This window comes from Vallitalea okinawensis (assembly GCF_002964605.1).
Lineage (GTDB): Bacteria > Bacillota > Clostridia > Lachnospirales > PQDH01 > Vallitalea_A > Vallitalea_A okinawensis.
The window spans coordinates 150459-164277 of the sequence record NZ_PQDH01000010.1; the positions used below are offsets into that span (position 1 = coordinate 150459).

The 13819-nt window shown below is 35.3% G+C and carries 10 protein-coding genes; all 10 read left to right on the plus strand.

Annotation, left to right across the window (positions count from 1 at the left end; genetic code table 11):
- The first annotated feature begins 54 nt into the window (after positions 1-54).
- The 10 genes from C1Y58_RS21865 (at position 55) to C1Y58_RS21910 (ending at position 13712) form a co-directional block, all read left to right on the plus strand.
- Complete coding sequence (locus tag C1Y58_RS21865; RefSeq protein WP_105618833.1) at positions 55-1026, plus strand: ABC transporter permease; 972 nt, start codon at positions 55-57, stop codon at positions 1024-1026.
- A gap of 285 nt (positions 1027-1311) precedes the next feature.
- A complete protein-coding gene (locus C1Y58_RS21870) occupies positions 1312-2352 on the plus strand; it encodes an ABC transporter substrate-binding protein (protein ID WP_105618835.1) in 1041 nt (346 codons plus the stop codon).
- Between the two features lie 339 nt (positions 2353-2691).
- Positions 2692-3822: a Fe(3+) ABC transporter substrate-binding protein gene (locus tag C1Y58_RS21875; RefSeq protein ID WP_105618837.1), complete on the plus strand. Its 1131-nt coding sequence runs from the start codon at positions 2692-2694 to the stop codon at positions 3820-3822.
- A gap of 77 nt (positions 3823-3899) precedes the next feature.
- Complete coding sequence (locus tag C1Y58_RS21880) at positions 3900-5546, plus strand: ABC transporter permease (RefSeq protein WP_105618839.1); 1647 nt, start codon at positions 3900-3902, stop codon at positions 5544-5546.
- A gap of 2 nt (positions 5547-5548) precedes the next feature.
- Positions 5549-6199: an ABC transporter ATP-binding protein gene (locus C1Y58_RS21885; RefSeq protein ID WP_105618841.1), complete on the plus strand. Its 651-nt coding sequence runs from the start codon at positions 5549-5551 to the stop codon at positions 6197-6199.
- A gap of 219 nt (positions 6200-6418) precedes the next feature.
- Positions 6419-7921 (plus strand): LysM peptidoglycan-binding domain-containing protein, encoded by a 1503-nt coding sequence (locus C1Y58_RS21890; RefSeq protein ID WP_105618843.1) that lies wholly within the window; start codon positions 6419-6421, stop codon positions 7919-7921.
- Positions 7922-8133: 212 nt separating this feature from the next.
- Positions 8134-9438, plus strand: a complete 1305-nt coding sequence (gene xylA / locus C1Y58_RS21895; protein ID WP_105618845.1) for a xylose isomerase — start codon at positions 8134-8136, stop codon at positions 9436-9438.
- A gap of 319 nt (positions 9439-9757) precedes the next feature.
- Complete coding sequence (locus tag C1Y58_RS21900; RefSeq protein ID WP_105618847.1) at positions 9758-10930, plus strand: ROK family transcriptional regulator; 1173 nt, start codon at positions 9758-9760, stop codon at positions 10928-10930.
- A gap of 10 nt (positions 10931-10940) precedes the next feature.
- Positions 10941-12473, plus strand: a complete 1533-nt coding sequence (xylB, locus tag C1Y58_RS21905; RefSeq protein ID WP_105618849.1) for a xylulokinase — start codon at positions 10941-10943, stop codon at positions 12471-12473.
- A gap of 279 nt (positions 12474-12752) precedes the next feature.
- A complete protein-coding gene (locus tag C1Y58_RS21910) occupies positions 12753-13712 on the plus strand; it encodes a hypothetical protein (RefSeq protein WP_170311664.1) in 960 nt (319 codons plus the stop codon).
- Positions 13713-13819 lie beyond the last annotated feature (107 nt).

The window sequence follows — 13819 nt, forward strand, 5'->3', positions numbered from 1 at the left end:
AGAATCTTATTCAAGGTGCAAAAGTTGTAATACTTATAAATGGAGGGAACAAACATGGAAAGTAGAGTTATGATAAAGAAATCTTCTTTAGTAAATTCATCTGCCATGCAAAAAGTATTAGCTTTCGGTAGTTTAATTCTTTTAGTGGTAGTATTTTCGGTATTATCGCCTAATTTTCTTACAAAATCAAATATTATCAGCATTTTATTAGCAACAGCCGTTAACGGTGTATTGGCAGTGGGGGTCACATTCGTTATCATAACTGGTGGTATTGATTTATCAATTGGAACAGTGATGACATTTGCTTCTGTTATAGCAGGTGTATTTATTACCATGTGGGGAATGCCAATTTGGATAGGTGTATTAGGGGCAATAGGAGCAGGCGCATTGTGTGGATTTATTAATGGATTCAATGTTGCTAAATTTAAGATCCCAGCATTTATCGCTACTTTAGGTATGATGATGATTACAAAAGGTTTATCCTTAGTTATATCAGGTGCAAAACCAATTTATTTCACTGATACACCCGTTTTTTCAAAGATATCTACAGGAATGACATTTGGTATACCTAATGCAGTGTATATATTCTTTACAGCTGCAATTATAGCAGGTGTTGTATTAGGAAAAACATTACTAGGACGTTATACATTTGCTATAGGTAGCAATTTAGAAGCGACACGTCTTTCAGGAGTTAGTACACAAAAATGGTTAATAGCTATTCATACTTTAACGGGCGCTTTCTGTGGTATTGCAGGTATTCTGATGGCTGCAAGATTAAATTCTGCACAACCAGCACTTGGGCAGGGTTATGAACTGGATGCAATTGCAGCGGTTGTTATCGGTGGAACATCATTAAGTGGTGGAAAAGGAACTATCTTAGGAACCATCATTGGTGCATTTATCATGAGTACATTGATTAATGGATTAAGAATACTATCAGTTCCTCAAGAATGGCAGACTGTTGTAACTGGTATTATCGTTATTGGTGCTGTCATTGCAGATGTAGCACGTAAGCAGAAGAATTAATAATAAAGATTTTGACTGCCTCAGGCAGTTAATATAGGGCACCATGTGTGCTGTTGACTTGATACTCTATGGGATGATCAGGTCAAGTAATTTCAAAATTGTAATCTGTTGATTCTTAAGCTTAATATGTTCATCTCTAGGAAAACTCTCTAATTGAAATGAATGAAGTAAAGGCGTCTTCATTACTTATGTTAAACGACAATGGACTTAAGATAATATATTGGGTGCAAAGAATCTTAATGATGGCTTTTGAAATTATTTTGCAAAATAAAAAGGAGGGTTTACATGAAAAAATTAGTTGCATTATTACTTAGTTTATTGATGGTTGCATCAATTATAGGATGTACTTCTGAGCAACCTGCAGATTCAAAAGATAGCAGTACAGGTACAAAGACAGAGGAAAAAGCTAAAACAGAAGAGAAAGCAGAAGAAAAAGCATCAACAGAGGAAAAAGACACACTTTATATTCCAGTTATATCAAAAGGATTTCAGCATCAATTCTGGCAAGCAGTTAAATCTGGTGCTGAGCAAGCGGCAAAGGACTACGGTGTAGAAATAACATTTGAAGGACCAGAAACTGAAGCAATGGTAGACAAACAAATCGAAATGATAGAAGCAGCCATGAGTAAGCAACCAGATGCTTTATGTTTAGCAGCTCTTGATAGTCAAGCAGTTATTCCATTGTTAAATCAAGCAGATGCAGCAGGCATTCCAATTATCGGTTTTGACTCTGGTGTAGATAGTGATATACCAGTTGCTACTGCAGCAACTGATAACTTAGCTGCAGCAGCAGTAGCAGCAGATAAAATGGCTGAGGCTATTGGAAATGAAGGAAAAGTAGCTTTAGTTGTACATGACCAAACCAGTAAAACTGGCGTAGATCGTAGAGATGGTTTCGTTAAACGCATAGAAGAAGCTTATCCAAATATTGAAATCGTAGATATTCAATATGGTGAAGGTGATCAATTAAAATCTACTGATATCGCTAAATCAATCATACAAGCGAACCCAGATATTAAAGGTATTTTTGGAGCTAATGAAGGTTCAGCTATTGGTGTATTAAATGCTGTAAAAGAGTTAGGTAAAGAAGGCGAAGTTGTTGTAATTGGTTATGATTCAGGTAAACTTCAGCAAGATGCTATACGTAATGGTACGATGTTAGGTGCTGTTACACAGGATCCAATTGGTATTGGATACAAAGCTGTAGAAGCTGCAGTAAAAGCAGTTAATGGCGAAAGTGTTGAGAAAGATATCGATACTGGTTTCTTCTGGTTTGACCAATCCAACATCGATACAGAAGAAATTCAAGCACGTCTTTATGAATAAGAATATTCAAAAGAGCTGGTTTTCCAGCTCTTTTTAGTTACCGAGATTAAAGAGAGAGCTTAGGGGCTTTTTTTGATTTTATTTTAAACCATACATGTTTTCATCAGACAAATTCCCTTCTTGAGGACTTAGCACAGCCTCGTATTTTATTCAATTAATGAAGAAAATACGAGGCTATTTTTTTAGGTATGCGTAGATAAAAGAAGAAATTTGTTGTACTTTGTTAAAATTTATATAATAACCATTGACTTTTGAACAGGAATTGATTATAATAATGAAAGTAATTTTCAATTACAAGTGATATAAAATATCATTAAGTTACTTTCATAGGAGGATATTATGAAGAAAAAAGTATGGATGTTACTAAGTGTATTAATGATTACTGTATTAGGTGTATTCGTTGGATGTTCATCTGATGTAGTGACAGAAGAACCTGAAACTAAAGAAGAAGTAGTAGTGGAAGAAAAAACAGAAACTACTGATCAAGATACAGAGAAAGAAGAAAAAGAAGTAGAGAAGCAAGTGGTTAATTTATATACAGATAGACATTATGATACAGATGAAGAACTGTATAAACTGTTTACTGAAGAAACAGGCATTGAAGTAAATGTTGTAAAGGGTAAAGGCGACGAATTAATTGAAAGACTTGTTCGTGAAGGTGAAGATACTGAAGCTGATTTATTAATTACAGCTGATGCAGGAAGATTACATAGGGCAAAAACAAGCGATCTTCTTCAACCAGTTGAGAGTGAAGTATTGACAACAAACATTCCTGAGAACTTAGTTGATCAAGATCATCAGTGGTTTGGTATAACAATGCGTGCAAGGATACTTGCTTATGCTCCAGACCGTGTTAACGTAGAAGAATTGACAACATATGCAGATCTAGCTGATCCAAAATGGAATGATAAAATTCTTGTTCGTTCTTCAACAAATATCTATAACCAATCTTTAGTAGCATCATTAATTGCTATTCAAGGTGAAGAAGCTACAAAAGAATGGGCTGCAGGTGTCGTTGAAAATATGGCAAGAGAACCAGAAGGTAATGACCGTGCTCAAGCAACAGCAGTAGTTGCTGGTGAGGGTGATATTGCCATCATGAACTCTTATTACATTGGTAAAATGATAAACTCTTCTGAGCCAGAAGAAGTAAAAGTAGCTGAAAGTGTCAAGATCTTTTTCCCAGATCAAGATACAAATGGTACACACATCAATGTTAGTGGTGTTGGCTTAACAAAACATGCTAAGAACCAAGAGAATGCAATTAAATTAATGGAATTCTTATCAAGTGAAACTGCTCAAGAGCAATATGCTCAAGCGAATTACGAGTATCCAGTTAATCCTAATGTAGAACCTTCAGAGCTTTTACAGTCATGGGGAGAATTCAAAACTCAAGATATCAACCTTTCATTATTAGGTGAATATAATGCTAAAGCAGTTGAGATCATGAATGAAGTAGGCTGGAAATAAGAAATAACAAGCACATGATAAACATGGTTTATCATGTGCTTTTACCCATTTATACGACTTGGTAAGGAGGAAGGGACATGGGAATGGGACTTGGCAGATCTAAAAGGCATATCAACATATGGTCCATTTTAAGCTTAATTATCATCTTATTGATTCTTGTACCTAATTTAAATATATTCGTTAATATCTTTAACGAACCCAATGATACATGGGATCATATAAAAACTTATTTATTAAAAGACTATACAATTAACTCATTGACTTTAGTTATCTTCACAGGATTATTTGCAACGATTATTGGTACTAGTTTGGCATGGCTTGTTTCTGTTTATGATTTCCCATTAAGAAACTTTTTTAAATGGACATTAATATTACCTTTAGCGATACCACCTTATATTGCAGCCTACACATATAATGGTTTACTGAGTTATACTGGTGCTATACAAAGTTTTTTGAGAAATAACTTTGATATATACGTCAATCAAAAGTATTTCGATATCATGTCAATGCAAGGTACTATATTCATTTTTACCATGTTCTTATTTCCTTATGTTTATACGATAACAAGAGGGTTCATGTCGAAGCAGTCTGCTGATTTAATAGAGAATGCTAGATTATTAGGCAAAAGTCCTACATCAATATTTTTTAGAATTGTATTACCTTTATCACGAGTGGCCATTATTGGTGGTGTTAGCTTAGTTGTATTAGAAGTTCTAAACGATTATGGAGTTGTTAATTATTATGGTATCCAAACATTTAGTACTGCTATATTTACTTCTTGGTTTGGTATGGGGGATATTGATTCAGCTATACGATTAGCAGCAATATTAATGATTATAGTCTTTATTATTTTGTTCTCAGAGAAGATGTTAAGAGGACGTAAAAAATATAACTACACAACTACCAAGGTTCGACCAATAAGACCCTATGAATTAAAAGGAATGAAAGCATGGTTAGCCTTTTTGTATGCGGGACTGATATTAATGATTAGTTTCATTATTCCTGTCATACAGTTAATGGATTGGGCATTATTAAGTTATAGAAAAGTTCTTGATTCAGAGTTTTTTTCTTTAGCCTTAAATTCCGTTTTAGTTGCATTAATTGCTTCATTTATCATGGTGGTTATAGCGTTAATAGTAGCTAATAATAATCGCCTTAGTCATAATCTATTATCAAAAATATATGGTCGCATAACGACATTAGGGTATTCTATTCCTGGGGCGGTCATAGCTATTGGTGTTATGGTATTCTTTATAAATATTGATCACCGTTTATATTGGCTCTACCAACTAGTAGACTCTAATAGCGGAAAACTTGTGTTAAGTACCTCCGTAGTTATGCTTATTTTTGCCTATGTAGTTCGCTTTTTGGGAATTGGATATAATGCTGTGGACTCTGGTTTTGAGAAGATAGGTATTACTTTCCATGAAGCAGCAAGGACCTTAGGTAAAAATTCCATAGAAACATTTTTCAAAGTGGACTTAAAAATGATTTCTCCAGCAGTATTAGGAGGATTTTTGCTCGTGTTTATTGAAACATTAAAAGAGTTGCCTCTAACCCTACTATTACGACCTTTTAACTTTAATACTTTAGCTACTAAGTCTTATGAATATGCTAATGATGAGATGATTCACGAAGCAGCGGTACCGTCATTGTTAATTGTTCTAATAAGTTTTATCGCTATTTACATGTATAATAAAATTAGTCAAAGGAAGGGAGCATAAACATGTTTGTTCAAGTTAATAATCTTACTTTTAAATATGCTAATGCTGATGAAGATACCGTAAAAGGGGTAAGCTTTGATTTGGAGAAAGGTAAAATTGCTTCTTTATTAGGTCCAAGCGGATGTGGAAAGAGTACTTTATTACGCCTAATATCAGGTCTTGAAGAGCCTAAACGCGGTAGCATAGTAATCAATAACGAAACAGTAGTTGATGAGAGGACTTATATACCACCTGAAAAAAGAAATGTTGGTATGGTTTTTCAAGATTATGCTCTATTTCCTCACATGACTGTTGGTCAAAATATTGTATTTGGATTAGATGGCGGTGGTAGAAAAGATCGGCAAAGACGATTAAAAGAGGTATTAAGTTTAGTGCACCTAGAAGGCTATGAAAGACGATATCCTTATGAATTAAGTGGGGGACAACAACAAAGAGTTGCCATCGCAAGAGCATTAGCTCCTGAGCCAAATCTATTATTACTGGATGAACCCTTTAGCAATCTGGATACAGAATTAAAGGAAAAGATAAGAATGGATCTATTGAGTATAATAAAGAGTGTCGGTATCACATCTATTTTGGTTACTCATGATATAGAAGATGCAAAAGCTCTAGCTGATAAAGTCATTACATTAAATGCGGGACAGGTTGTTTAATCCTATAACACATGAGCTATCTTATTGAAGTTCATGTGTTTTTATATATCCTTTGCTATTTTGCATATAATTGAAACGTGTCCAAAGTCATATCTCTATGATTAGAGCTTCAAAAGCTGCGCATAACATTAATGAATTATTGTGAATAATTTGGGATTATGATATAATTATAATAATTATTAGAATTTTAACACATATTTGCGTAGAGGATGAATTTTTATGGGGGAACAATTAATAAAATGTTATGCTGTTTCATTACCCAATGAGAGTTATAATTACAATCAAGACAATTTATATATGAACGGTAAGTATATCATCAACGAGCAGAAAAGTGATGATTTTAGTTACAGTTGTAGCTATCGTGAACCTATACAAATATACGCTGTCAGTGATGGTTTAGGTTATGGAGAAAAGGGATCAGTTCCTTCTACTGCTGTTATGCAGATACTTAAAGTACTTCAAAAAAGACTAATTGAAGATGAGAATCTGAGTATCCAAACTGCAAGGAAGATGATACGTGATTTTGTGGTGGACACCAATAATAAAATATGCTTATACAAAGACCAAGTGGAGGATCAAAACGTAGGAACTACTTTTGCTGCTGTTTTCCTTTTTGGAAATAAAGCCTTCACAGTACATGTAGGTGATAGTCGTGTCTACTTATTTAAAAACGATCGCTTATTACAAATTACTCAAGATCATTTGGAATGCAACAGCTTAGTCAAGCTAGGTATTATCAATGAAGAACAAGCTGAAGTACATAAAATAAGAAGTAAGGTGACGAAATACTTTGGTTTTGATGATGAAGAATATCGTTTATCAGCTAGTTTTTCAGAAGTGTTTAATGTGTATCCAGGAGATATTATATTCTTAACAACAGACGGTGTAACCGATGGAATGAGTAATGATGATATAAAGAATATTATTGAGAAGAACAATAAAGATGAAGTTCTACTTGGTAAAGAAATAATTAATCGTGTCAAGCAGCGCGATACAGATAGAACATTGATCATGTTGAATATTGATGAAGTTGTAAAGGGGAGCATTATTAGAGATAAGGAATCTTCCAACCTTACTTCTCAGATCTCTTTACCTAAAGTCAATTTAGATACAGAAGATAAGAAAAAATATGCACTTTATGGCGGTATTGGTGTAGCGTGTCTACTAGTTCTTTTCTTAATTATATCTGGTGTTAACAGCTTACTAGGAACTAAAGAAGCTGAACCTGTAGCAACACCACCAGTTGTTGAAGAACAAAGAGAAGATAATCTATTAGAAGATGTGGCACCGCCAGTTGAAGAAGAGAAGCCTGCTGAGGAGGGAGAGCAAGTAACAGCGACACCTCTGGAAGAAGAAACAGTGGAGGAGTCAGGTGAGAGTACAGAAGTAGTTGAAGATAGCAGTATACCCACACATTATGAAGTGCAATCAGGGGATAATCTCTATCAAATAGCCATGACTCTCTTTGATGATCCGGCAGCGGTTCAAAAGATTGCATATATCAATAATCTTGAAGATCCAGGGAATATCTTTGTTGGTCAAAAGCTTCTATTACCAGCAGCAGATGGTTCTATTGAATATAAAGTACAGTCCGGTGATACAGTGTTCAGTATTAGTATGAAGTTCTTTGGTACCAATTCAAAGGAAGAAGAAATCATGAAGATCAATAACATAGCAGATGTTAATAACCTAGTTTCAGGTACCATAATTCAAATTCCTTAAGTTTGATAATGTAATTTATGGAAGTTTGATGTTTTAATATACATAATAAACGCTTTCAAAGGGCTATATATTTCAATTGAGGTGAGAAGGAGTTCAAAGGACTCCTTTTTAATTTTTTTAACTTTTTAAAATAACTTTTTAAAGTGTATTGAAAAAGTTATGAGTCTATGTTATTATCAACATATATTAATCTTTGAGGAGGTATTCTTACCATGTTTAAAGTCGATCAAATTAAATTCGAAGGTAAGGGTTCTAGAAACCCATTAGCATTCAAGCACTATAATCCATCTGAGGTAGTTGGAAATAAAACAATGGAAGAACATTTACGTTTTTCAATGGCTTACTGGCATACACTTACAGGTGAAGGGTCAGATCCATTTGGCGCAGGAACGATGCAAAGATCATGGGATAGCTACACTGATCCAATGGATATAGCTAAAGCTCGTGTCGAGGCAGCATTTGAATTAATGGTGAAATTGAATATTCCTTTCTTCTGTTTCCATGATGCAGATATCGCACCACAAGGAAGTAGTTTGAGGGAATTTCAAAAAAATCTAGATACCATCACTGCTATAATGAAAGACTATATGAAAGATACTGGCAAAAAACTACTTTGGGGTACAGCAAATAATTTCTCAAACCCAAGATATGTACATGGAGCAGCCACAACTTGTAATGCAGATGTATATGCTATAGCAGCAGCGCAAGTAAAGAAAGCAATGGATATCACCAAAGAGCTTGGCGGAGAAAACTATGTGTTCTGGGGCGGGAGAGAAGGTTATGAGACATTATTGAACACAGATATGAAATTAGAACTAGATAACTTAGCTGGCTTCATGCATATGGCTGTAGATTATGCGAAAAAGATTGGCTTTGAAGGTCAATTCTTAATCGAACCAAAACCAAAAGAACCTACTAAACACCAGTATGACTTTGATACAGCGACTGTTATTGGCTTCTTAAAGACATATGATCTTGATAAGTACTTCAAAATGAATATCGAAACGAATCATGCTACGTTAGCGGGTCATACACTACAACATGAACTTCATTTAGCAAGGATTAATGGTTTATTAGGTAGTGTAGATGCCAATCAAGGGGATATGCTACTAGGCTGGGATACAGATCAGTTCCCCACAGATCTTTATACAACAACTATGGCTATGTACGAAATTCTTAAAAATGGTGGATTACACAAAGGTGGTCTTAACTTTGATGCTAAAGTACGCCGTGGATCATTTGAGCCTGAGGATTTATTCTATGCTCATATTGCTGGTATGGATGCATTTGCAAAAGGATTAAAAGTTGCACATCGCTTATTAGAAGATAAGGTATTTGAAAACTTTACAGCACAACGTTATAGTAGCTTTAATAGTGGGATTGGTAAGAAAATCATTGATGGAGAAGTAGATTTCGAGTCATTATCACAATATGCATTAAGCTTAGATGGTATTCGTAATGAATCCGGACGTCAAGAAATGCTAGAAGGCATTTTAAATGATTATATGATAGATTAGTTCATTCTTTATCTGTTTAAATACAAGTAATGCTATCTCTAGAGTCAAACCTGTAAGGAGATCTATTTCGCCAGTTGGAAAGGCGACCATGTCCTAGACAGCTGGGCTCCCCATCCGTGGCTAGAACTCCTTACAGGCTTTCTGTATGATGAGCTCTAATGAAGTGAGCAATGAAAGCGACTCATGATCATCGCGCTTTATGAAGATAATAGTGTATGTAAGTGTTCCATTATTATTTGTGGTATAATAGAAAAAATACTAGAGTAATGAATGGAGTAATAAGTGCTTAGCTTAATGTATATATAGAAAGAGTGAAACTATGTTTTTATTAAAGGATATCGATCGTGAAGCAATCAAAATGTCTAATAGTAAGAAAATATTACAGTTGCTTTATAAAGAAGGTCAGTTGACAAAACAAGATATAGCAAAAACCTTAGGAATCAGTATTCCTACTGTGACACATAATGTGAATACGCTCATTGAAGAAGGTTTTGTGAGAGAAGCAGGAATGGCTGTCTCTACAGGAGGAAGAAAGCCCATTGTTATGGAATTTTTGCCTGATGCTAAGTACAGTGTAGGCGTGGATATACGTCCTCATGGTATATCAATCATCATAACTAATCTTAAGTCCCATATTATAAGCCAAAAAGAGTTACAACTTCTACAAGATGATACAGATGAGGTTATGACTACTATCGATGGGGCATTAAAGGAAATGCTGGAAAAGCATGATATAAAGCGAAGTAATCTATTAGGTGTTGGATTTTCTCTTCATGGTACCGTTAATGAAAATAAACTAATCTTTGAAATGGCACCCAATGCATCTTATAAGAATATTGATTTTCATAAATATGAGGATCTATTTGGTACAAGTGTTTATATTGAGAATGAAGCCAATGCTTCTGCTATTAGCGAGAGCCTTTTAGGGGTGGCAAAACAGATGCGTAATCTTATCTATATCTCGATCAATGAAGGGGTAGGTACAGGTATTGTTATAAAAGGCTATCTTTATAAAGGGAAAAATGATCGAGCTGGTGAATTTGGTCATATGGTAGTCAATCCAGAAGGACCTTCTTGCAATTGTGGAAGTATAGGATGTTGGGAAACCTTTGTATCAACATTAGGCTTACAACGATTATACAAAGAAAAAGCTAATCAAGAATTAAAAATCGAAGACATAGTAAAGCGATTTAGAGAAGGTGACCATGATGCGATTCAGGTCCTAAATCAATATACGGATTATTTGGCTCTAGGCTTACGTAATATCTTATTTGCTCTCGATCCCCATTACATCGTTATCGGAGGAGAAATGAGCAAGTATGGTGATGATTATTACCATGAGCTTATCAATAAAATCTATTCAGGCAATATATTTTATAGCCAAAGAGATAATAAAATTATTATCTCAAATCTTGATGGGAAAGCAGCTGTCTTAGGAGCATCATTATTACCTCTCTTACAATTATTATATGGAACTGAGAAAGTCATCTAGGAGGGAAGAAATGACCGCATATCTTTTAGGAATAGATATTGGAACGTCAGGTACGAAGACTGTTTTATTTGATAAAGAAGGGCATACAATAGCCAGCGCTTTAGAAGAATATCCTCTCTCTCAACCTTATCTTGGTTGGGCTGAACAAGAACCAGAGGATTGGTGGAACGCTGTTCATCGTACAATCAGTCAAGTTATAAAGAAAGCAAATATTGACCCTGAAGATATCAAGGGTATTGGTTTATCAGGACAAATGCATGGACTTGTCATGTTGGATGAAAACAATGATGTTATTCGTCCTTCGATTATCTGGTGTGATCAGAGAACGGAAAAGCAATGTGACTATATGACAGAAATAGTTGGGCGCGAAAAACTCATCGATATAACAGGTAACCCAGCCATTACAGGATTTACTGCATCAAAGATATTATGGGTTATGCAAAATGAACCTGAAAATTACAAGAAGACTAAGCACATTCTATTACCTAAGGATTATATCCGATTTAAATTAACAGGGGAATTTGCAACAGAAGTATCCGATGCTAGTGGTATGCAGTTGATTGATATAGAAAAAAGAAATTGGAGCCATGAGTTACTAAGGCTTCTAAATATTGATCAATCACTTTTAGCAAAAGTATATGAATCCTATGAAGTGACTGGACATGTGACTGAGTTTGTTAGCCAGTTAACGGGATTAGCGGTAGGTACAGCAGTCGTAGGTGGTGCTGGAGACCAAGCAGCTGGTGCTATCGGTAATGGTATCATTAAAGAAGGCATTATCTCCTCTACCATCGGTTCTTCGGGGGTTGTCTTTGCTCATACAGATAGAGTCGTGAAAGACATAGAAGGTCGTATACAAACATTCTGTCATGCTGTACCTGGTACATGGCATGTGATGGGTGTTACACAAGGAGCAGGTCTGTCATTAAAATGGTTCAGAGATAATTTCTGCGACGAAGAAATGAGTATAGCTGATAAGATGGGCATTGACCCCTATGAGCTAATGGGTGGTGAAGCAGAAAAATCACCAGTTGGATCGAAAGGATTAGTATACTTACCTTACCTTATGGGAGAAAGAACACCTCATCTTGATCCTCATGCTAAAGGTGTTTTCTTTGGACTAACACCTTCCCATCGTAAAAATGAGATGATTAGAGCGATTATGGAAGGGGTAACCTACAGTTTAAGAGACTGCCTTGAATTGATTAAAGACTTAGGTATTCCTATTGAGAACATTCGCGTATCTGGTGGTGGAAACAAGAGTCCTCTATGGCGACAAATGCAAGCTGATATTTTCAATAATAGTGTACGAACCATCAATTCATCTGAAGGTCCTGCATTTGGTGTAGCTATCTTAGCTGGAGTTGGTGTAGGGCTTTATGATTCTATAGAAGAAGCTTGTGGAGAAATGATAAGAGAAAAAGATATCACCGAAACACTTGTGGATCATGTGGATAAATACGATACAATTTATGAGTTTTATAAAAAGCTTTATCCAATGTTGAAGGAAGGCTATAAATTGCATGGTGAAATATGTGAATAAAAGGATCCAAGGGCATTTAGCTCTTGGATTTTCTAATTTTTTAGAACAGTCAGTTCCTTGTTAATTGAAAACTTTCATTTATGTTTCAGACAAGAGTCAGAAATATGAATAATCTGTTAATCATGAAATCTTCATTGGATTTTCATAACTTCTCCATATTTCATGGATATAATAAAGTCAAAGTTAAGGATGAGCGAAAGATAAGATGACTAATCGGGGAAGATACAGTAGCTCACTACCTTAATGAAAAAATTTATTGGAGTGATGATGAGTATGAAGATGAAGAAATTAGTTGCATTAGGATTATTATGTACGACAGTAACAGCTGCAAGTTTTAGCGTATCAGCTAATGAAGTTGAAAGCGATACAACAACAGTACCAATGATGGAAAGAGGCTTCAAAGGTGGCAACCAAGCTGGAGTTAGAGGTGGCATGGGTAAAGGAATGCAGAATGGCAGCTTTAAAGGTCAACAAGGTGGCGTTACATTGACAGAAGAGCAAGAGGCAGAGCTTCTTGAAATCCACGCTAAAGCTTATGCAGAAGCAGCTGGTGTAACAGTAGATGAAGCAAAAGCATTGGTTGAAGATTTTAGAGGTTTTAGAGAATTAGTGGCAGAAGACGATTTAAGAGAAGAATTTGGAACTGCAATAGCAACATATTTAGAAGAAGCAGGAATTGATTTCGGATTTAAGGGTGGTATGCAAGGATCACGAGGTGGAGTAGCATTAACAGAAGATCAAGAAGCAGAGTTATTAGAGATTCATGCGAAAGCTTATGCAGAAGTAACAGGTGTATCTGTAGATGAAGCGCAAGCATTAGTCGAAGATTTTAGAGATTTTAGAGACCTAATAGAAGAAAATGATTTAGTAGATGAGTTTAGAACTGCTATGGTTGAATATTTAGAAGAAGCAGGAATTGAATATGGTTTTAAGGGTGGCATGCAGGGACCACGAGGTGGAGTAGCATTAACAGAAGAGCAAGAGGCAGAACTTTATGAAGCTCACGCTGAAGCTTATGCAGAGGTAGCAGGTATATCTGTAGATGAAGCCAAAACATTAGTTGAAGATTTTAAAGATTTCAGAGACTTAGTAGTAGAAAATGATTTAGTAGATGAATTTAGAACTGCTATGGCTGATAAGATGGAAGAAATGGATATTGAGTTTGGTCCAAGAGGTGGTATGCAGGGATCACAAGGTGGAATGAAAGGTAATCGTGGAGGTAAAGGTATACTTCAATAAAGATTAATATTTTCCTAAGAAGAGAAGTGGCGGGAGTGTAACATTAATTGTGTAAAAATCCAATCTGGCTATGTATAGTTAGTTGGATTTTTCTTCCATATTTATAA